20 protein-coding genes are annotated in these 21,341 nt (G+C 57.0%); 11 read left to right on the forward strand and 9 right to left on the reverse strand.

Features of this window, described 5'->3' with window-relative positions; genetic code table 11:
* Positions 1–51 precede the first annotated feature (51 nt).
* On the reverse strand, positions 52–1,437 hold the full coding sequence (locus MTX78_RS03775; RefSeq protein WP_243800045.1) for a CitMHS family transporter: 1,386 nt from the start codon (positions 1,435–1,437) through the stop codon (positions 52–54).
* A 77-nt stretch (positions 1,438–1,514) separates the two neighbouring features.
* Here MTX78_RS03775 and MTX78_RS03780 point away from each other — a divergent pair, with 77 nt between their 5' ends.
* The 3 genes from MTX78_RS03780 (at position 1,515) to MTX78_RS03790 (ending at position 4,210) form a co-directional block, all read left to right on the forward strand.
* On the forward strand, positions 1,515–2,198 hold the full coding sequence (locus MTX78_RS03780; protein ID WP_243800047.1) for a response regulator transcription factor: 684 nt from the start codon (positions 1,515–1,517) through the stop codon (positions 2,196–2,198).
* A gap of 11 nt (positions 2,199–2,209) precedes the next feature.
* A complete protein-coding gene (locus MTX78_RS03785; protein WP_243800048.1) occupies positions 2,210–3,490 on the forward strand; it encodes a sensor histidine kinase in 1,281 nt (426 codons plus the stop codon).
* 303 nt (positions 3,491–3,793) lie between these two features.
* A complete protein-coding gene (locus MTX78_RS03790) occupies positions 3,794–4,210 on the forward strand; it encodes a hypothetical protein (protein ID WP_243800050.1) in 417 nt (138 codons plus the stop codon).
* Positions 4,211–4,396: 186 nt separating this feature from the next.
* Here MTX78_RS03790 and MTX78_RS03795 read toward each other — a convergent pair whose 3' ends face one another.
* From MTX78_RS03795 to MTX78_RS03815, 5 genes are all read right to left on the reverse strand, one after another.
* Entirely contained in the window at positions 4,397–4,732 is a 336-nt protein-coding gene (locus tag MTX78_RS03795) for a hypothetical protein (protein ID WP_243800052.1), read from the reverse strand.
* A gap of 37 nt (positions 4,733–4,769) precedes the next feature.
* On the reverse strand, positions 4,770–5,789 hold the full coding sequence (gene uvsE, locus MTX78_RS03800; RefSeq protein WP_243800053.1) for a UV DNA damage repair endonuclease UvsE: 1,020 nt from the start codon (positions 5,787–5,789) through the stop codon (positions 4,770–4,772).
* A 211-nt stretch (positions 5,790–6,000) separates the two neighbouring features.
* Entirely contained in the window at positions 6,001–6,696 is a 696-nt protein-coding gene (locus MTX78_RS03805) for a carboxypeptidase-like regulatory domain-containing protein (protein WP_243800055.1), read from the reverse strand.
* A gap of 105 nt (positions 6,697–6,801) precedes the next feature.
* Complete coding sequence (locus MTX78_RS03810) at positions 6,802–7,425, reverse strand: hypothetical protein (RefSeq protein ID WP_243800057.1); 624 nt, start codon at positions 7,423–7,425, stop codon at positions 6,802–6,804.
* Positions 7,426–7,588: 163 nt separating this feature from the next.
* Positions 7,589–8,848 carry a metallophosphoesterase gene (locus MTX78_RS03815; protein WP_243800059.1) on the reverse strand — a complete coding sequence of 420 codons (1,260 nt, stop codon included), beginning with the start codon at positions 8,846–8,848 and terminating at the stop codon, positions 7,589–7,591.
* 167 nt (positions 8,849–9,015) lie between these two features.
* Here MTX78_RS03815 and radC point away from each other — a divergent pair, with 167 nt between their 5' ends.
* From radC to MTX78_RS03850, 7 genes are all read left to right on the forward strand, one after another.
* Positions 9,016–9,771 (forward strand): RadC family protein, encoded by a 756-nt coding sequence (gene radC, locus MTX78_RS03820; protein ID WP_243800061.1) that lies wholly within the window; start codon positions 9,016–9,018, stop codon positions 9,769–9,771.
* Between the two features lie 102 nt (positions 9,772–9,873).
* On the forward strand, positions 9,874–10,581 hold the full coding sequence (locus tag MTX78_RS03825) for a DUF1684 domain-containing protein (protein WP_243800063.1): 708 nt from the start codon (positions 9,874–9,876) through the stop codon (positions 10,579–10,581).
* A gap of 399 nt (positions 10,582–10,980) precedes the next feature.
* Positions 10,981–13,416 (forward strand): phenylalanine--tRNA ligase subunit beta, encoded by a 2,436-nt coding sequence (pheT, locus tag MTX78_RS03830; protein WP_243800064.1) that lies wholly within the window; start codon positions 10,981–10,983, stop codon positions 13,414–13,416.
* A gap of 147 nt (positions 13,417–13,563) precedes the next feature.
* Positions 13,564–13,860: a hypothetical protein gene (locus MTX78_RS03835; protein WP_243800066.1), complete on the forward strand. Its 297-nt coding sequence runs from the start codon at positions 13,564–13,566 to the stop codon at positions 13,858–13,860.
* A gap of 39 nt (positions 13,861–13,899) precedes the next feature.
* Positions 13,900–14,190 (forward strand): cell division protein ZapA, encoded by a 291-nt coding sequence (locus MTX78_RS03840; RefSeq protein WP_044014150.1) that lies wholly within the window; start codon positions 13,900–13,902, stop codon positions 14,188–14,190.
* 135 nt (positions 14,191–14,325) lie between these two features.
* Complete coding sequence (gene rny / locus MTX78_RS03845; protein ID WP_243800067.1) at positions 14,326–16,023, forward strand: ribonuclease Y; 1,698 nt, start codon at positions 14,326–14,328, stop codon at positions 16,021–16,023.
* A gap of 330 nt (positions 16,024–16,353) precedes the next feature.
* Positions 16,354–17,034: a hypothetical protein gene (locus tag MTX78_RS03850; protein WP_243800069.1), complete on the forward strand. Its 681-nt coding sequence runs from the start codon at positions 16,354–16,356 to the stop codon at positions 17,032–17,034.
* 4 nt (positions 17,035–17,038) lie between these two features.
* Here MTX78_RS03850 and MTX78_RS03855 read toward each other — a convergent pair whose 3' ends face one another.
* Positions 17,039–17,497, reverse strand: a complete 459-nt coding sequence (locus MTX78_RS03855) for a hypothetical protein (RefSeq protein WP_243800071.1) — start codon at positions 17,495–17,497, stop codon at positions 17,039–17,041.
* A 330-nt stretch (positions 17,498–17,827) separates the two neighbouring features.
* The gene (locus MTX78_RS03860) at positions 17,828–19,228 is read right to left on the reverse strand and encodes a mercuric reductase (RefSeq protein ID WP_243800072.1); all 1,401 of its coding nucleotides are present in this window, start codon (positions 19,226–19,228) and stop codon (positions 17,828–17,830) included.
* Between the two features lie 108 nt (positions 19,229–19,336).
* Here MTX78_RS03860 and MTX78_RS03865 point away from each other — a divergent pair, with 108 nt between their 5' ends.
* Positions 19,337–20,137, forward strand: coding sequence for an outer membrane beta-barrel protein (locus MTX78_RS03865; RefSeq protein WP_243800074.1), 801 nt, complete (start codon positions 19,337–19,339; stop codon positions 20,135–20,137).
* Positions 20,138–20,230: 93 nt separating this feature from the next.
* Here MTX78_RS03865 and sucD read toward each other — a convergent pair whose 3' ends face one another.
* Complete coding sequence (sucD, locus tag MTX78_RS03870; protein ID WP_243800076.1) at positions 20,231–21,112, reverse strand: succinate--CoA ligase subunit alpha; 882 nt, start codon at positions 21,110–21,112, stop codon at positions 20,231–20,233.
* Positions 21,113–21,341 lie beyond the last annotated feature (229 nt).

Consider the following 21,341-nt stretch of genomic DNA (forward strand, 5'->3'; position numbering starts at 1 on the left):
GGGCAGGGCAGCGGATGGGGGTTTCAGCAGGTAGACAGAAAAGGGGGAGTCTTAGAAGGGCACCACGCCCAGCACCAAGCAGGTAATCAGCATCACGACCACCGTGCCGCAAGCCCACTTCAGGGTGAAGCGCTGATGGTCACCGAAATCCACTTCCGCCAAGCCGGCCAACAGGTAGGTGGAGGGCACCAACGGGCTCAGCAAATGCACCGACTGCCCCAGCAACGACGCCCGGCCCATGTCCACTACCGTTACCCCGAACTGCGTGGCCGCCTTCGTGACCAGGGGCAAAATGCCGAAGTAGTAGGCATCGTTGCTCATGAAGAAGGTGAAGGGCGCACTGGTAATACCCGTCAGGATGGGCAGGTGCGGGCCCAATGAGTTGGGAATCATCGTCACGATGGTTTGCGACATGGCATCCACCATCTTGGTGCCCGCCAGAATACCGGTGAAGATGCCGGCGGCAAACACCATTCCGGCCACAATGACGGCGTTGCCGGCGTGAGCATTCAGGCGGCCGCGCTGTTCGCCCAGGCGGGGGTAGTTGATGAGCATGCCCAACGCAAAGGCCGTCATGAACAGCACGGGCAGCGGCACTACATCCATGAACAAGCCGGTGAGCAGGGCCAGCGTAAGCAGCGCGTTCAACCACAGCAACTTAGGCCGGCGCAAGCTCAGTTCTTCGTGGTTGGCTTCCGCTACTAAAGCGCCGGCATCTTCGGTGATGATGGTGATACCTAGGCGCTTCCGCTCCCGTTTGCCAAACACGTACGCCACGAACAGCACCCAGCCGGCGGCTACCACCATGGCCGGAATCAGGGGCGTGAACACCTGCGAGCTATCCAGGTGCAGCGCCGATAGTACGCGGGCGGTAGGGCCGCCCCAGGGCAGAATGTTCATGACCGCGCTCGACAGAAACGCCGTAGCCGTCAGCACCAGCGGGTTCATCTGGAGGCGTCGGTACAGGGGCAGCATGGCTGCTACTACTATGATGTAGGTGGTGGTGCCGTCGCCGTCGAGCGACACGGCTAGAGCCAGCACCGCAGTGCCCAGCACCACTTTGAGCGGGTCGCCACCCACTACCTTTAAAATCTTGGCCACGATGGGGTCGAAGAGGCCCGCGTCGGTCATGATGCCGAAGTACATGATGGCGAAAATCAGCATCACGCCAGTGGGCGCTATTTTCTTGACGCCGTCCAGCATCATCTCCCCGATTTCGGCCCGGAACCCTCCGATCAGCGCGAACACAATAGGAATCAGAATCAGCGCCGTCATGGCAAACATGCGCTTGGACATGATCAGATACATAAACGTACTGATCATTAAAAAGCCGAGTAGTGAAAGCATACGCTGGGGAATTGTGAGGGTGGAGCAGAACACCAGCCGGACCAGTACGCCGAAAGGATAGGCGATACTACTAGCCGATTTAGAATACATTTGGAAGATGATCTGCTGGTGCCGCACTAAAAGTGATACATCACTTACTGGTAGGTTGGGCCTGCTTTTTCTGCTCTATGAAACTATTGATTGTTGAAGATGAGCCTGAACTGGCAGCCGGCTTGCGCGCGTACTTGAGCGGGCAACACTACGTGTGTGAGCTAGCCGCCACGTTCGATGAGGCCCAGGAAAAAATGCTGCTCTACGACTACGACTGCATTCTGCTGGACCTCACCCTGCCTGGCGGCGACGGCCTGGCGCTGCTGCGGGAGCTAAAGCAGCAACGGCCTGAAGCAGGCGTGATTATCACTTCAGCCCGCAACGCCCTCGACGACCGGATTACGGGCCTGCACCTAGGCGCCGACGACTACTTGCCCAAGCCGTTTCACTTGCCTGAGCTAAGCGCCCGGGTGGCCGCTATTGTGCGCCGCCGCCGCTACAATGGCACCAACCTGGTGCGGGTGGGGGATTTGACCGTGGACGTAGCCGCGCGCGCAGCTACCCTGGCCGGGCAGCCCCTCAACCTTACCCGCACCGAGCTGGACTTGCTGCTGCTGCTACTGGCCAACCAGGGCCGCGTAATCAGCAAGGGCGCCATTGCCGAGCATTTGTCGGGGAATGATGCCGAGCAGTTCGATACCTACGAAACGGTGTACGCCCACGTGAAAAACCTGAAACGCAAGCTCACCGAAGGCGGCGCGCCCAACTACATCCGGATGGTGTACGGCCTGGGCTACCGGTTCTCCGCTGATTCGCAGTAGCCCGTCCGGCCATGAAGCTCCTTACCCGCACCACGCTGATTTTTCTGTTCTACGCCAGCGTGGTGGCCGGTGCTGGCACCTTCGTGTACTACTCCCTGATCAACAAGCTCTATTATGCCTACGTAGACCGCACCCTGAGCCGGCGTAAGCTGCGGGTGGAAAAAGCCATGCGCCTGTATCTGCATAGTCCCGCTGACTTAGCGTACTGGCACCAGCTCGACCACAACGTGGAGTTTGTGCCGCTACGCCATCTGCCGCCGCGCCGCGCTGACCGCCTTAGCGTGCGCCCCATGTACAACGAGCTGACCGGCAAAAGCCAGCCGTACCGCCAGCTGGCGTCCGCCGTTACGTTTCAGGGCCGTCCCTACGAGCTGCAAATCCGCCTGTCGTTGTTTGATACGCAGCAGCTGTTGCTGCGCATTGTGCTGGCGGGTGGGGTGTTGTTTGGGCTGCTGGTGCTGGGCTTGTTTGGCTTGCAATTCGCTCTCAACCGACGGCTGTGGCAGCCTTTCTACGCTCTCCTCGACCAATTGCACAAGTACAAGCTGAACCGCAGCCAACCTGTTACGTTACCTGAAACCCGCATCCGCGAGTTTCAGGAGCTACAGGATGCGGTGCAGTTGCTGCTGCGCCAAAACCAGCGGGTGTACCGGCGGCAAAAGGAGTTCACGGAAAACGCCGCCCACGAAATCCAGACGCCGCTGGCTATCCTGCACACCCAGCTCGATTTACTGGTGCAGGCACCCGGCCTTACCGAAGAGCAAGCAACCCACATTGAGGGCATTATGAGCGTGACGCACCGTCTCACGCATCTTACCAAAAGCTTGCTGCTGCTGGCGCAACTGGATAGCAAGTTGTTTTTCGCCACCGAAATCGTGGATGTGGCCGCTGTAGTACGCACGCAGGTAGCACACTTACGTGAGCAAATTGCCGTACGCAACCTGACAGTGGAAACCGATATTGCCGACAGCGTGCCGCTGTGCGTGCACCGGGGGCTGCTGGAAGTACTGGTCAGCAACCTGCTGGTAAACGCCATCCGGCACAACTTACCCGGCGGCCGACTGCGGATACTGGTTACCACTGAAGTGTTGGTGGTTGAAAACACGGGCCGCCCTGAATCTTTGCAGGAAGCGGGCCTGTTCAACCGGTTCCAGAAATCCACCGACAGTCCTGCGGAAAGCGTGGGGTTGGGGCTGGCACTAGTGCTGCAAATCTGCACTAATTGCGGCCTGCCGTTGCGCTACTCCTACCAGGAGCCCGGTATTCATCGGCAGCAAGTGTTGCTGCAATAACCGTAGCCAGCGCATACACCTAGAGGAACTGTATCGTGTGCTTGTTGGGCTGTGGTTTGTCTGGTGGTCTTGAGGGTCGACTACAGGCGCTGCCTGTGAGAAGCCGGCGCAAGGAAAGGTGTTGTAATAAGCACGCTGCAACGCTGTGAGGAACAGCTAAAGGCTGTATATAGGTTATTAACTATCAACGGATTAACGGCAACAAGATTGCGGCTTTTACGGCCCAGCTTTGTTGGACAACGTATACTTCCCAACAGCAGCACATTGTACTTACTGCGCCTGTTCCACCCACCTCGACTTGTTATGAAAACCAAGAGCCTATTTGTTGCCGCTACCCTGTTTTTTGGCACCGTTGCCACCACGCAAGCGCAAATTTCACCTACTGCCCCCCAACGCGGCGGCAGCATGAACCAAACTACCGTGCCGGCCGCGCCCCAAACCAACCCCGGTACAATCGACCAGCGGACTCCTACCACCACCAACCCCACCCAAATGGGCACGGGCACCATTGACCAGCGCACGTCGCCACCCATGACCGCGCCCGCCCAGATGGGAACCGGCACCGTTGCTCAGCCGCCTCTGCAACGCTCGACCACTATCGAGCAGCAAAGCGTAGAGCAGCGCACCGGCACTACCACCCAGCCAGCCAACAGCGGCACGATGCGGCGAGAAACCAGCACCAAAAAGCGCACCACCGAAACCACTACGCCACGTCCGTAGTCGCTAAAATGTAGAGCGTGGGTACCCGTCCTTCGTTGACGGCCTGCCCCGCCGCCCAGCCCCCGTTCGAGCTTCCGTAGCTTGGGCGGGGGCTGCGGCTTTGTAAATACTTCCGTCCACGCAACAGCCCCTGACGCAACTAAAGCGCCAGGGGCTTTTGTATGATCAACTGTTTATGGCTGGTACCTATGCTGCCTTGAGCTTGGTGCTAAGCTGCAACAGCAAGTCGCCGAGGGTACGGAGCTGCGCCTGAAAATCAGGGGAGGCATTCACGGCTGCTTGGTTGGTCTGCGAGCCCAGGATGCTCAGCGAACTGCTAATGGCTTCAGGGTCGAGGTTGCCACCACTTAGCAAGGATTGTAGGTTGCCGATTTCTCGGCCTACGTCTTGCAAGGCGGGCTCACCGCTTTGGAGCAAGTGCTGCTGCCAGGTTTCGGTGTTGTCGAGGGCACCGCTGATGGGAATACTGGTCAGGCCGTTTTGGAGCGCGTGAATGGTCGCGCCTAAGAGTTCTTTGTTCATGGGAAGAAGAGATAAGGAAAATGAGAGGGCATAACGCTTAGTTGTGCGCCTCGGGGTTCAACTGCTCGGCCTGGGCAGTGGCTGATTTGTCTTTTTTAGCGCGCGGTTTCCGGGTTTTTGGAGCGGTGTCGCCTTCCAAAATTTGCTTGGGGGTGAATACCGGAGGCTCATAGCCCGCCGGAGCAGGTGGCAAAAGCGTCAACTCGCGCATGATACCGCAGGCCTGGTGGGCGCTAGCCTCCTTGTCTTTGATTTCAAGCATGATGTCGACGTCCAAATCGCCAAGTTCTTTCAGGAAATCCCGGAACAGATCTTCCTCGATACTGGCCACGTGCTTGCCCCGCCGTTCCCCATGCGACTGAGAACTGTAGTCCATCATCATAATACCGTCGCGCTCGGGCTGCCAGGTGGCCGCGGCCAGGCGCAACGCTTCGGCCATAGGCTCCCCGTTGTTGAGGCACTCATGGTGGAAATTGTCGAATAGGATAGGAATGCCGGTGGCGGCGTTCAGCTCCAGGCAGTCGCGCAAGCTGAATAGCCGGTCGTCGTTTTCAACCACCACCCGTATCTGCACCTCCGGCGGGAGGGTGTGCCACGTGGCAATAAAGCGCGCAATAGCTGTGTCTCGGTCTCCGTAGAGACCACCCAAGTGAATTTGAAGCTTGGCCGTACTATCAAGCCCCATCAAATCCAGCATGGAACCCTGGTAGACCAGTTCTGCAACGCTGCGCTGCACAATATCGGGGTTCGGCGAGTTGAGCACCACGAACTGGTCGGGGTGCATCGAGACACGCATCTTATGTTCTTTGATATAGTCGCCGATGGCCTTAAACTCCGGGGCAAACCGGGTCTGCCACGGGAAGGTGTTAACGGCATGGGAGCCAAAGGGCACAATGTCGGAGCCGATTCGGAAGAACATCAGCCCGTGCTCTAGATTATATTCCAGAATGCGTTTCAGGCACGCCAGATTGGAAGCCACGGTTTGTTCCACCCGCTCGTCGGAGTAGGAAGCCAACCGGAACGTGGACGCCGAGGTGCAGTCCAACGAATTATTCATGCAGGGATACCCAATTTTCATGTTTGGGTTTACGGGCTGGCCGGGCGGTAGGTTGGTGAATTATCTGCCATCCTGCCAAGCTGCCTCTCTGCCCGGAGCCGCGCTAGTGCTACACCAGCAAGCCCTTGGTGTAAAGCACGCCAAGGGCTTGGTCAGTGGGGGAGGTTGAAATACGCTATTGTTAGCACAGTCTTGGCCTTGTGGCATGCGGCTATGGTTCGTATCCCCGGTTGTCTTTGAAGTTCTTGTTGTACTTCTGGCGGTTTTTGCGCGCGGCTTCCGCTGCTTCGGCGGCCCTGATTTCTTCCATTTTACGCCGTTCCTGGCCGGCTTTGGAAAACTGGTCGTAAATCAAGCTGATTGGGCTGGCCAGGGAAGGGGTGGGCGCGGCCGGCGCCGTAGAATCCACCTTGAACAGGGGCTTGGGAGCTGGTGGGCGCTTTACGGCGCTGGTGGGGGCCGTGCTAGGGCGCTTGATGTTGCGCAACGCCTTGTTGATGGCGGCCCGGTCCGGGCGACCTTCCGTCACGCGTACTTCGCCCAGCATTACACTGTCGCGCATCAACGACACCTGAATAACCAGCTGGGAGAGGCCAGTGCCGCCCATAGGATAGCGGCGGGTTTTGAAACCAATAGCCCGAAACACCAACGTATCAGTGTTTTGCACGTCAATCCGAAATTCGCCTTCGCTGTCGGCGGCTATGCCCCGGCCACTGCGCTGCACCAGCACCGCCGTTCCGGGTATTGCGCGCCCGGTGCCCGCCTCTAATACGGTGCCCGAAACCCGAACCTGAGCCGTGGCGCTTAGTGGCAGCAGTGAAAATAACAGCCACCCAAGCAGCCACCAGCCCCGCTGCTCTGGCCTGCCAGCAGGAAATACGCTTGAAATAGAGTTCAGTAAGTTCATTGGCCTATACAAACGCAAGCAGGGGGCAAGTTATCTCATAAGAGAGACAAAAAAAGCCCGCACCGTTGCAGGTGCAGGCTTTCGAGCACTTTACGCAAAGTGAAATTACTTGATCTTGGTTTTCTCGCCGTCTTCGGGCTTGAGTTTCACCGTGCCGTCGTCGCCGTCAATCTTGGCTTTGTTGCCTTGCGCATCTTTGATTTTTACGTCGCCATCGGCCTTCACTTTCAGCTTGCCTTCGCCGCTGGTTTCAGTGGAAGCAGTGGCCGAGTTGTCGGTGCTGGCGGGTGCGCTGGTCTCGTCCATGTAGGCCTCTTCGTAGTACGTGGGGCGGCTGGTTTCGTAGGCAGTGTACGTTTCGGCTGGCAAGTAGCCTTTCAACTCGCTGTCGGTTTGGGAGTAGGCACTACGCATGTCGGCGGCCATACCAGTAGTATCGGCCGTGTATTTGGTGCGCAATTCGCCTAGGCGCTGGGCACGGCTGTAGTAGCTGTCCTCGATGCGCGACACCATGGCCGTATCCGTGATTTTCATGTCGGCCGCCATCTTGTCGGCGATGCGCTGGGCACGGCTCCGGTACTGCGAATCCATGTCGCCGGTGGCAGCGGTGCTGGTGGTAGCGGTTTCGGTGGCTGTGGTGGTTTCAGTGGTAGCAGTGCTGTTGCTGTCGCCGCACGAAGTCAGGGCGCAAGCAGCGGCCAAAGGAAGAAACAAGAGGAGCTTTTTCATTGGTGTGGTCTTGTTGAGGAGAGAGTATGAATGGCGCGTATACGCCTTCCCCTCCGTGGCGGTTACCTTAGCGCTACGCTAGAGCTTGAAAAAAGAAAAACCACGGCTGATAATGGCCGTGGCTTTTGCTTGCTAGGTGGAGGCTGCTGGCAGCTGGTATGCGCTAGGCACGCCGTAACTCGAACACAGTTATTTCGGGTAGGAAGCCCACCCGACCGGGGTAGCCGAGGAAGCCTAGGCCGGTGTTTACGTACAAATACTGCTTGCCTTGCTGATACAGGCCAGCCCACTGCTTATACACGTACTGCACGGGGCTCCACTTCAGGAAGGGCAGATTGATGCCGAACTGCATGCCGTGGGTGTGGCCAGCCAGCATGAGGTCGATGTCCGGGAATTCGGGCCGTACCTGCGCATCCCAGTGCGAAGGATCATGAGAAAGCAAAATTTTGAACGGCGCATCGGCATCGGCAGCAGCGTGGGCTTTGGCCAAGTTGCCGTATTTGGGAAAACGCATAGCAGCTCCCCAGTTCTGAATGCCGAGGATGGCAATCTTCTCGCCATTGCGCTCCACGTGATGCGTTTCGTCGAGCAATAGCCGCCAACCGATTTGGGCGTGGTTGCGCTTGAGGCGTTCCAAGTTGGCCCGCTTGGCCTCTATGCCACCTTGCTCCGTCCAATCCACATAGTCGGCATAGTCGTGGTTGCCGAGGATGGAAAGCTTGGGCAGCTTGCTTTGGATTTGAGCCAAGGCTGGAATGTGGTCTTCCACTTCAGTGGCAATATTATTCACCAAGTCGCCGGTCATTACCACGAGGTCGGCGTTTTGCTGGTTGATAAGTGCTACGGCGCGCTGCAGAGGTTCCGTGGACGCAAAGCTGCCGGTATGCAGGTCGGAAATCTGTAGCAGCTTGAAGCCGTCGAACGAAGCGGGCAGGTTGGGGAAACGCAACGTCACGCGCTTCACCTGGTAGTCGGTCCCACCTTTCACCACGCCCCAAATCAGGGAGGCAAACGGTACGGCGGCTACCACCAGCGCCAGCTTGCTTAAGAACTCGCTACGTGGAATAGCAGGCCCCGTGTTGGTGGCCGTAGGCGTGCCGGAAACACGGCCCACCACCCAGCGCACGCCGCGCACCAGGTCTTCGGGGAAAAGAAACAGCACAATCACCAGCTTAAACAGCAGCAACGACAGCAGTATGCTGGTCATATACGCTTTGTAAGGGGCGTGGCCTTGTCCACGGGTGGCAATAGACCACATGCCCAAGCCCCACACCAGGGCAGTAATAAGCCAATACAGATAGCCAGCCGTTTTGCGGGCTACCGGCGCCGCGCCGTGGAGCGCCGTTCGAATGGCTTGGAAGCCATACCATTCGGCCATTAAAAACAAGAGCAAAAACAGAATGCCAGTGAAGGAGCGAAGCATAATAGGGGAAGAAGAACCGTAGCCGTTCGGCTGAAACAAGGAAGTTGGTGAATAGAAAGCAGGAACTGCTGTACGTTCCACCAGCTATAAAGCCATCGGGCGTAACAACGCAGACGGTGGAGTGAGGTTTTTACTTTATTTTCCGGGCCCTGCAATCCCAATGCCGCATGCAACCTCCTGACCATCTGTCCGAAAAGCAGCCTACCGAAGAAGGGGTGCCGCTCCCCTACGAGACACCCGCTTCGTTTGGCATCAAGAGCTGGGCCGAGGAAGACCGGCCCCGCGAAAAACTGATGCAGAAAGGCCGTGCTGCCCTCTCCGACGCCGAACTGATGGCTATCCTGCTCGGCTCCGGCACGGCCAAACTATCGGCCGTGGACGTCGCGAAGTTGATTCTGAAAGCCGTCAACAACGACCTGAACGCATTGGCTCGGCTATCCATCAAGGAACTGATGCGTCATAAGGGCATTGGGGAAGCCAAGGCTATTACCATTGTGGCAGCCTTAGAGCTCGGTCGGCGGCGCAAAGAAGCGGATGCCCCGGCCCGCACCACTATCACGAACTCGCGCGACATCTACCGGGTGGTGCAGCCCCACTTGCAGGATTTGCCGCACGAAGAGTTTTGGGTGGTGCTGCTCAACCGCGCCAACGTGGTCATGCGCACCGTCAGTGTCAGCCGCGGCGGCGTAGCTGGCACCGTTGCCGACCCGAAACTAATTTTCAAAGAGGCGCTGGAGCAGTTGGCTTCGTCGGTGATATTAGTGCACAACCACCCCAGCGGCAACCGCAACCCTAGCGCCGCCGACATTGCCCTTACCCGCAAGCTCAAGGAAGCCGGCCAGTTCCTCGACCTGCCCATCCTCGACCACCTCATCTACACCGATACTGGGTATTTCAGCTTTTCCGATGAAGGAATGCTGTGATTGGTAGGTGACAATTGCTGGTTGTTGCGTGTTTACATGGTTGCTTTGTGTGCTGATTGCAACGAAGCGGTGCAGGAAGTTGTCCAACTCAAGGACAACGTCTTGTCCACTTCCAAAAAGCTGCAACAGGCCACAATCAGCTTCTCAACAACCATCAACCAACAGATGCGCCTCAATCCTAAATTGCTTATTGGCTTCGGCTTACTGATCGTATTCGGGTATTTCCTGAGCGACCTAGTCTTAAACGACAATCAATACGCGGCTCGTTTGCGCAAAGCGCGGCAAGAAAAGTCCGACAGCTTCCGCCGCGTGCAAGGCTCACCGTTGAGCCAGGAGCAGCGCAACGTATTTGACAGCCTGCGCTACTACGCGCCCAACAAAGACTACCGGCTCGAGGCGCAGGTAGAGCACTTCAACCAGCGCGACACCGTAGAAATGCCGCTCACCGGCGGCAAGTCCGAGAAATACTTGCGCTGGGGCCGTGCCTCCTTTATTCTCGACAAGCAGGAACACAAGCTCACGCTCTTCCTGAAAGCGGATGGCAAGGATTCCACGCTCTTCATTCCCTTCACCGACAAAACCAACGGCTTTGCTACGTATGGCGGTGGTCGCTACCTGGATGCCGGCAAACCCAACGCCGCCGACACGGAAATCATGCTTGACTTCAATGAGGCCTACAACCCATTTTGTGCCTACAACGACGGTTTTGCGTGCCCCGTGCCTCCCCAAGACAACCGTTTGGCCGTGGAAATCAAGGCAGGCGAGCAAGCCTTCCACGACCACGCCGACCACGCAGAGGGTGAACACTAAGAGTCCCAAGACCGTGTCCTCCCGACGCAGGAAGAATCTGAGTTGCCTTTCAAATCTTCACCCGGATTCCTCTTGCGTTGGAAGGACACGGCCTTGGTGTAGCTATCGGGCTCTTACCATCAGGCTGTAGAGATGCTACACTTCGCGTCTTGGTGTCGAACGATGGTGAACACCAAGACGCAAAGCGTCAGGTCTCTACAACTCGATAGGTTAGGCGCAATTACGGGTGTTTGCTTTTGCCATAAGCGCCTGAAAGCAGTTACCTACAACGTCATTGAAGCCACCCGCTCGAATCCGTACCTTTGCCTCCTCTGTTGCCAGGGGGTAGTTGCCAGAAGTCAGGTTACCAGACTAGCTAGCCTCCAAGGCAACAATCAACAATCAGCCTTCAACAAGCAAATGAAAATATCCCTCGACTGGCTCCGCACGCTCATTCCTACCGATAAACCAGCCGTAGAAATCGGCAAGCTGCTGACGGGCTCCGGGCTGGAAGTGGAAGGCATCGAGGAGTTGGAAAGTGTACCGGGCGGGCTGCGCGGCGTGGTGCTCGGCACCGTCCTGACTTGCGAAAAGCACCCCGATGCCGACAAGCTGAGTTTAACCACCGTAGATGTAGGAGACGGTACGCCCCGCCAGATTGTGTGCGGTGCGCCCAACGTAGCGGCCGGGCAGCGCGTGGTCGTGGCCCTGGATGGTGCCGTGCTGTACCCCAGCCAAGGCGAGCCATTCAAAATCAAGAAGTCGAAAATCCGGGGTGCCGCTTCCGAAGGTATGATTTGTGCCGAAGATGAAATCGGGCTGGGTACTTCGCACGCTGGCATCATGGTGCTCGACACCGACCTGCCCAACGGTGCACCCGCCGCTGAATACTTCGGCTTGGGCTCTGACTCGGTGTTTGAAATTGGGTTGACGCCGAACCGTGCCGACGCGGCCTCGCACTACGGGGTGGCCCGCGAGCTGCGCGCCTTGCTGCGCCAACCGTGCCACCTGCCCGACGTCAGCCAGTTTCACGCCCCTACCGAGGCAGCACAGACCATTACGGTTGAAATAGAGGACGCCGAAGCCGGCCCGCGCTATGCGGGTTTGCTGCTGGAAAACGTCCAGATTGGACCGTCGCCGGAGTGGTTGCAGCGTCGTTTGCGTAGCATCGGCCTTTCGCCTATCAACAATGTAGTGGACGTCACCAATTTCGTGCTGCACGAGTTGGGGCAGCCCCTGCATGCCTTTGACGCCAGCCAGATTACTGGCAGCAAAATCCGCGTGAAGCGGGCCGCAGCAGGAGAGAAGTTTGTGACGCTTGATGGTACGGAGCGCACCCTTAAAGGAGAAGACTTGGTTATTGCCGATGCGCATGGCTCGCCCATGGCGCTGGCTGGCGTGTTCGGGGGCAAAACCTCGGGCGTGTCCCATGAAACCACCCGCGTGTTCCTGGAAAGTGCGTATTTCCAGCCAGCTGCGGTACGCAAAACCAGCCAGACGCACCAATTGAAAACGGATGCGTCGTTCCGCTTCGAGCGGGGCACCGACCCCAACATGGTACTGCCAGCGTTGAAACGCGCTGCCTTGCTGCTCCAAGAAGTGGCTGGAGCCACTGTGGCCGGGCCCATCGTGGATGTGTACCCAACGCACATCGGCCACACCACCGTGCGCCTGCGCTTAGCTCGCGTAGAGAAACTGGTGGGTCAGTTCATTGCCCCCGAACGAATCCGCCAGATCCTGACCGACTTGGATATTCTGATTGCCGAGGAAATCACCGATCAACCAGCCGCCACCGAATGGATTCTGTCGGTGCCGCCGCACAAGGTGGACGTGACCCGCGAAGCGGACATCATCGAGGAAATTCTGCGCATCTACGGCTACGACCACGTGGCGCTGCGGCCGCACAACTCGGCTTCGTTCCTGGCTAGCTTCGTGAAGCCTGATCCGGAAATCCTGCGCCAGAACATAGCGCGCCTTCTAAGCGGCATGGGCTTCTCGGAAATCATCACCAACTCCATCACCAACTCAACCTACTTCCAGAAGCCAGGCGAAAAGAACGAGGGGCTGGTGCCACTGCTCAACTTCAACAGTGCCGACCTCGACGTGATGCGCCCCACCATGCTGCACAGCGGCTTGGAAGTGGTGCGCTACAACGTGAACCGCCGCCAGCGCGATTTGAAGCTCTACGAGTTCGGCAAAACCTACCACCGCGAAGCCGATGGTCAGTATCAGGAGAAGAACAAGCTGGTTGTGTACCTGACCGGCAACACCGCTGCCGAAACGTGGCAGCAGAAGTCGGAGAAGGCGACGTACCACCAACTGGCCGGTGCGGTGCAGCAGGTGTTGTCCGCCTTGGGGTTTGCTTCCCCTACTTCGCAGCCGGTGCAACATCCATATTTGGCCGGTGGCCTGACACTGCTTGCCCAAAACCAACCGGTGGCGCAGCTTGGCGCTGTATCGGGAGTGGTGCTAAAGCAGGTGGATGTCACGCAGCCCGTATGGTACGCCGAGCTGGACTGGGACTGGCTGGTTAAGAAATACAAGAACAGCCTCGTAGCCCGTGAGCTGCCCAAATTCCCGGAGGTCCGCCGCGACCTGTCGCTGGTAGTCGACAAGACCATCACCTTCGACCAACTTCAGCAGATTGCGCGCCGTACCGAGAAGAAACTGCTACAGTCGGTGAATGTGTTCGACGTGTACGAAGGCGAGAACCTCGGAGCGGGCAAGAAGTCGTACTCGGTGAGCTTCCTGCTCCAAGACACCACCCAAACGCTCACCGACCAGGCCATCGACTCGGTGATGCAGCGCTTGATTCAGCAGTTTGAACAGCAAGCTGGCGCTGTTATCCGGCGTTAACATAGAAATCCGATCTGCAACCAGCGAAGCGAGCAACAGAACCAGGACACTACGAAATTCCTGCCGAAACTTGCTTTGTTGGTGGCAGAACGGTTTCTCAGTGTTTGCGTGTTACATCGTAGCTTCAAGCAAAATATATACACCCGAATGGCCTCCTCTCAGCAGCTTGCTCAACTCGACCGCCTAGAGCGGCAGGTGAACACCTTAGTGTCTGCCTATCAGCGGTTGCGTGAAGAATTGGCTGATGCGCAAACTACTGTTGAGCAGCTTCGGGCCGACGTGCGCGACCGGGAGCGGCAACTCAAGGATTTCCAGAATCAGGAGAATATAGTTAAACTTGTCAATACCATAGCCGGAGAACCGGCCAATGTCAACGAGCTAAAACTGCGCCTCAACGAATACATCCGTGAAATAGATAAGTGCCTTGCCTATTTGAGGGAGTAACCGCCACACCATCCACCCCACCACCCACGACTGCTCCTTATGAGCGAACTATCCATCAAAATCCGCATTGCCGAACGGGACTACCCGATGCGTGTCGAACCTCAGGACGAGGAACGGTTGCGTATGGCCGGCCGCCTGCTAGGCGAGCGGATCAAGGAGTTTCGCGAGCAATACGGCATTCAGGACAAGCAAGACCTGCTCGCCATGATTGCGCTGTCCACGATGGCTGACCGGTTGAAAGTCAGCAAGGAAAAAGATGGTACCGATACAGTACTGACCGAGCGCCTGGCGCGCTTGGACGAGTTGTTATCGGGAGTGGTGCTCGTCTGAAGAGAGAAACAGACGACGCACCTGCGTAATTTTTAGCTGGTAACCCCGACAGTGCAACAGGCGCAGCGGGGTTGTTTGGCATGTGGCCCTACATCTGGTTATGGTTTTTAATCACCCCTTCCAAAACCATAGCTCATGTCCACCACTATCTATATCGTCTTAGCTGCCGTGCTGGCCCTTGTGGTCGGCATCGTGGTGGGGCGCATGTTGGCCGGCAAGGCCAATAAAGACCACGAAGCCGAGGCCAAAGCCCGCGCTCAACAACTGCTGGCCGAAGCCGAGCAGCAAGCCACCCGCACCCGCGACGAACGCATTCAGCAGTCGAAAGACAAATTTCGCACCCTCAAGCAGGAATTCGAGCAGGAAAGCCGCCGTCAGAAGCAAGCCTTAGAACAGGAATTGACGGAGCGCCGCGCTGGCGTGGTAGAGCAAGAGCAGGCCATCAAGAAGCTCACGGAAACCACCCAGCGCCAACTAGAGCAGATTCAGCGCAAAGAAACCGAGTTGGATGCTACTCGAGAGCGAATAGAAACCCAGAGCCAAGCCCAGCGTGAGAAGCTGGAAGCCCAAGAGGAGAAGCGCCGGGCCACGCTGGAAAACCAACTCGCCAAGCTTCAGCAGCGCGAAGAGGAAGTGGAAACCGAGCTGGAACAGACCCGCCACCACCTCCACGAGCAATTACACCAAGTACAGAGCAAACTAGAAACCATTTCGGGCCTGACAGCTGCTGAGGCTCGCGAACAATTGGTGGAATCGTTGAAAAACGAGGCACAGATTCAGGCTTCGTCGTACATCAAAGACGTAGTGGCTCAAGCCAAGCTCTCGGCCACTAAAGACGCCAAGAAAGTGGTGCTGGAAACCATTCAGCGCACGGCAGCGGAACATGCCATTGAAAACTGCGTGTCGGTGTTCAACATCGAATCCGATGACGTGAAGGGCAAGATTATCGGCCGGGAAGGCCGCAATATTCGGGCGCTGGAAGCCGCTACCGGCGTGGAAATCATTGTGGATGACACACCCGAAGCTATCATCATTTCCGGCTTCGACCCCGTACGCCGCGAGGTGGCTCGCTTGAGCTTACACTTGCTGGTGAAAGACGGTCGGATTCATCCGGCCCGCATCGAGGAAATTGTGGCCAAAACCCGCAAAAACATCGACGAGGAAATCGTGGAAATCGGGGAGAAAACCATCATCGACCTCGGCATTCACGGTCTGCACCCCGAGCTGATTAAGATGGTAGGCCGGATGCGTTTCCGCTCCAGCTACGGCCAAAACCTGCTCCAACACTCGCGCGAAGTAGCCAACCTCTGCGCTACCATGGCCGCCGAGCTCGGCCTTAACGTGAAGCACGCCAAGCGTGCCGGCCTCCTCCACGACATCGGCAAGGTGAGCACTGAAGAGCCTGAACTGCCCCACGCCATCTTGGGCATGGAGCTGGCCAAGAAGTACAAAGAGCACCCCGACGTGGTAAACGCCATCGGCGCCCACCACGACGAGATGGAAATGACGGCCATGATTTCGCCGCTCGTGCAAGCCTGCGACGCCATTTCCGGCTCGCGCCCCGGTGCCCGCCGCGAGATGATGGAGAGCTACATCAAGCGCCTCAAGCAGCTCGAAGAAACCGCCGTCAGCTTCGACGGTGTATTGCAGTGCTACGCCATCCAGGCCGGCCGCGAGCTGCGCGTAATGGTAAATGCCGACAACGTATCCGACGAGCGCGCGCAGGAGCTGAGCTACGAAATCTCGCAGAAAATCGAGAAGGAAATGCAGTATCCTGGTCAGATCAAAATCACGGTAATCCGCGAAATGCGCGCCGTTGCGTACGCCAAGTAAAGGCTGATTAACACTTAGTTAACTAGGAAAAAGGATAAACGCGGTTACAGTCTAGGCTGTAACCGCGTTTATCCTTTTTAGCTATGCAACCAAGCTGCAGCAGCCAGTATCTTAGTGATGCCTCTCCAAGGCTCGTGCGGTACCATTTGTGTGAATTAAAGCACAAGCAAAATTCTGTATGCGCAGGGGCACTGGATTAAAGACTGTAGGCTTGTAAAAGCTAATGCATATTCGTTCTAGTAATTGCTTGTTATGCCTCGAACTATACTCTGTGCTTATACTTGCTTGCTACTGACTTGGCTGTGTAGCAGCTGCTCGGTGTATGCTCCAATGTTGCCTTCCACGTCTCAAATCCGCGAAAAAGGCGAGGTGGAGGTGCAAGGCACTACGTTTTTAAATGGCCGCTGGGAAGCAGGAGCCACCTACTCGCCAGTAAAGCATCTGTTGGTGCGGGCGGCTGGAGGCATCAAAACGGATGACCGGGACACCACCTACTTTCGGGTTCGGCAGTACGAAATGGGTATCGGTGGATATTATCCGCTCGGCAAGCGGTGGTTGCTGAGTGGGCTGGGCGGCTACGGCCAAACGCGCAGCAGCCGAGGGTATTTCGATGTTGGGCCTTTCGTGTCAATAGGGGAAAACGTGGCTTTCAAGGCGCGCTACCACAAGCTGTATGGCGAAGCTTCTGCGTCTTATCGTGCCCCTTGGGTTACAATGGGCGTTGCCTACCGCTTGACACGCGTCACGTTCACTTCGCTCACCTACGACAGCCAACCGCTCGACCTGCGCCATATGACCCGCATGGAGCCGATGGTGTTCTGGCGTTTTGGCCGCGAAGATGGAGCACTGCCCTGGCTGCGGGTGCAAGCCTCAATAGGAGGTTCCAATGAAGGCCGCCGCAAATACGACCCCAACGAATCGTATGAACGCCGCCTTATCAAAGATGGGCGAGGATTTGCGGCATTGAGCGTGATTCTGCTGCCCCATTTATTTGCGCAGAAAACGGAGTAGGCTACTAACGCTGCCTGACTAGTTCCAGATACTTCGCGTCGCACTGCCCGAAACGGGTGTACTCGTTCATGGAGTTGCCGTAGTTCTGGAGCACTAGCATAGTGTCTTGCCACGCAACTTCTATATCAATTTGCGGCTCAGTTCCTTTCAGCCCCAGTAAAGTCAGGTAGGTTTCGGCACCTTGCTGCATTACTGCAACCTTGCCTTGCGTTCCGCCCGAGGTGAAGTGGTAGCCATCGGCCTGCTTGCTGATGGTGATAGACAAGGAGCACACCGCCGTATCCTGCATTGTATAAGTGCCTGCATAAGTGAGGCTAGCCGATGCCGGGGCAATTGGTGGGGGCGTGGTGCGGGTTGCTGGAGTAGGGGTGGGAGGTGCAGCAGAGGAAGCCGCTTTCTGCTCACACCCGACCAAGAATGCACCCAAGCAAAAGACAACGACGGCACATGCTATTCGACGCATACATGAGGGCGCTACGCTTACAAGTGGAAACAGAGAAATCTACTGCTGTTCTATGGCCGTAGTGCCGGCTGGGAAGCGCATCGAGTGCTGAATGCCGACCTTCCAGCTAAGCCGTAGTACATATTTGTAGTTGAAGATGCCAACGTGGTGCAATCCATCCTTAGGTTGGCACTGCCCGCGAGGCAAAGTGTTGCATACAGATCATAGCATGGATAGAGGAGCGGGGCTTGCAGGACAACCATAGATGCTCTGCTTCAGGGAATACCCTCTCATGAGCACCAAGAAAGCAAGAACTGTAGCCAGCTAAGCGCCCCCACCTACCCGCTTGTGCTACTTGGGTTTTGCCAATTTCGCAAATACATTGTTCAGGCCTTCTGCCCAGCTAGGATGCGCAATAACCATGTTCTGAAGCTGCTGATATTTCAGATTGCCCATCATAATGAGTTGGAACATGGTCATTAGTTCGCCGCCTTCCGCACACAGCACCGAAGCGCCCACAATGTGGTCCTTCTCATCAACCAGTACTTTCCAGAAACCGCCGGTGCGGCTAGTTTCGCGGGCGCGGCCAATCGTGAGTACGGGCATGGAAGCTACGCGGTACTCGATGCCTTGCTCTTGGGCCTGGCTTTCATTGAGGCCGATGCGGCCAAGTTGCGGCTCAGTATACACACAGTAGGGGAGGGGGCGCTGTTTGGCTGAGCGACGCTTGCTGCGCGCAAGTAAGTTGTCGCGAACAACGCGGAAGTCGTCGTAGCTGATGTGGGTGAACTGGGGGCCACCGTGGATGTCGCCGAGGGCGTAAACGCCGCGCACGTTGGTCTCCAGACGCTCATTCACCTCAATGAATTGCTTGTCATCTAGCTTGATGCCGGCTTTGTCGAGGCCTAGCGTATCGGTGTTGGGAGTGCGGCCGGTGGCTACTAGCAGATGCGTGCCGCGCAAGCGTCGTTCGCCTTGCTTGGTGCTGGCCGTGAGCGTAAACATGCCTTCTGCATTGCGCGAAACGAGCCGAACTTTAGCATCCAGCACAATTTCAACTCCCTCATCGGTTAAAATTTTGCTCAATGCCTCGCACACATCATCGTCTTCGCGTTCTAGCAACTGGGAGCCTGATTCGATGATAGTTACCTGGCTGCCAAAGCGCCTAAACATTTGGCTGAACTCCAAGCCAATGTAGCCGCCGCCTAGAATGATGAGGTGTTCGGGCAGTTCTTTAAGATCGAGCAGCTGCGTGGTGGTCAGGTATGGTAGCCCTTCCAGGCCTTCGACCTCCGGAATAGTAGCGCGGGTGCCCGTATTGATGAAAATGCGCTTGGCAGTAAGCTCTTGTAGAGGCCCAGTGGCAGGCGTAAAAAGAATGTTGCGCGGCCCCGTGAAGGCGGCATGGCCTTCAAGAACTGTAATGCCCTTGTGCTCTTCGGTGAGGTTGCTACGGACGCCTTCGCGCATCGTGCCAATTATTTCGTCTTTGCGAGATACCACGGCAGCCATATCGACGGCGGGTTCGGCGCCTTTAACGCCAAAATCAGTGGCAGTACGCAGTTGGTGGGCCCTTTCGGCTGAAGCCAACATGGCTTTCACGGGGGAGCAGCCGTAGTTGATGCAGGAACCACCGAGCAAGTTTTCCTCGATAAGAGCTACGCGTTGGCCGGCGTCGGCAAGGGCAGTGGCAAGTGGATTACCCGCTTGGCCGGAACCAATAATGAGGGCATCGTAAGAAGTATTGGGCATAAAACGCGAAGTTTGGACAATGAGAAGCTGCCTCGGTAGCAACTCCCATTTTAAACTGTACGCAACTGTGGAGCCTGCGGCCACACAACGAAGTGTAGTTTTGTGCGTTTGGCCTTCAATTTTCCTATTACCCGCCTGTCGGTTATGATTCGTTTGCTTCGTGCCATTTTGCTGTTGAGCTTGCCTGGCTTGGCTAGTTGTTCTTCTCTTTATTTCCCGCCCCCGCCCCAAGTGCCACTACTCACCCAGAAAGGGGAGTGGAGCGCCGGCGTCCACAGCAATTTCAGTGGCAATACGGCATTGCAAGGGGCCTACGCCGTGGGGGAGCATATCGGTGTCATGGGGTCGGCCTCGTTTCTGCACTCCAACAAAAAGGAGGACTTCTTTGGCAGCAAAACCAAGCGCGAATCCATCGACCACGACTTTGTGGAAGGCGGAGTGGGCTACTTCACCCGCCTGCGTAAGGACCGCCGCGTGCTGGAGGTGTATGGAGGCCTCGGTGTGGGCAATACCAAGCGCACCCGGTTCAACAACGAAACCAACATCACCACCGAAACGGCGGAAGGAAAGCTCAACAAGTATTTTGTGCAGGTGAACTACACGTCGAAAGACGAGAAAAGCTTCCACGCTCTCGGGCGCGACTGGGACTTCAACTACGGTACGGCGTTGCGAGCCAGCTATATGCAGCTCAATGACTTGCGTGTTGAAGGAGTGGCGCAAGCACCCGAAGACAATGTCTTCCTGGAGCCTATCACCTACACGCGCATTCAGGTATTGGGCCCTATTCAACTGCAACTTATTAGCGGCAGCAACTTCGGCTTGCGTAGCCGTAAGTTTTTGAAAGCCTCCAACTCGGTGTTTCAACTCGGGGTCATCGTGAACGTAGGCGGGCAGGAAGGACGGAAGTAGCTGGCTAGCCCCGGTTCCGTGTTCAAGAATACGAGCAATAAAAAAGCCCCGACTTGCGCCGGGGCTTTTTCAATGAGCTAACCCACGTACAACTTATTTACCGCCCAAAATGCGCAGCATCGTGTCGCCGATTTCGGCGGGCGAATCCACTACGTGGATGCCGCACTCACGCATGATGGCCATTTTGGCGGCAGCGGTGTCGTCGGCACCACCAACGATGGCACCAGCGTGGCCCATGCGGCGGCCGGGAGGAGCCGTCTGGCCTGCAATGAAGCCTACTACAGGCTTTTTATTGCCGGTTTCTTTGATCCAACGCGCAGCTTCGGCTTCCATACCTCCGCCGATTTCGCCAATCATCACGATGCCCTCCGTTTCGGGGTCGTTCATGAGCAGCTCTACCGCTTCCTTGGTGGTGGTGCCAATGATAGGGTCGCCGCCGATGCCGATGGCGGTTGTCTGGCCGAGGCCGGCTTTGGTGAGCTGGTCCACTGCTTCGTAGGTCAGTGTGCCCGACTTCGAAACGATACCGATTTTGCCTTTCGTGAAGATGAAGCCGGGCATGATGCCCACTTTGCACTCACCAGCCGTCATGACGCCGGGGCAGTTTGGCCCAATCATGCGCAGGCCTTCGCGGCCCTTCAGGTATTCCTTCACCGCAATCATGTCCTTGGTAGGGATGCCTTCGGTGATGGTGACGATGACCTTGATGCCTGCGTCGGCGGCTTCCATGATGGCGTCGGCGGCGAAAGCTGGGGGCACGAAGATGATGCTGGTGTCGGCGCCGGCTTGTTCCACGGCTTCGGCTACGGTGTTGAACACCGGGCGGTCGAGGTGCTGCGTGCCGCCTTTGCCGGGCGTAACGCCGCCCACCACATTGGTGCCGTACTCAATCATCTGCTGGGCATGGAACGAGCCTTCGGAGCCAGTAAAGCCCTGCACAATCACTTTAGAATCCTTGTTGACCAGAACACTCATGTAGAGAGGGGGTTAAAGATAAGTTGCGGTTGGGGGTGCAAAAAAGGTGCTGTGAAAGCAGCCGGTGCGCAAAAGTAGGCTTTTTTGGCCCGGTGACAAGCCGTTGGCGCATTCAAGGTAAGTACTTGCCTGCGAGAGCTACTAGGGGGCATCTGTGCGCAAAGCACACCGGCTACTAGTGGCCTGCCGCAGATTTATCTTGGCTCGACTAGAACTATTGCGGCGTCAA

Origin of the sequence: Hymenobacter tibetensis, assembly GCF_022827545.1 — a bacterium.
Lineage (GTDB): Bacteria > Bacteroidota > Bacteroidia > Cytophagales > Hymenobacteraceae > Hymenobacter > Hymenobacter tibetensis.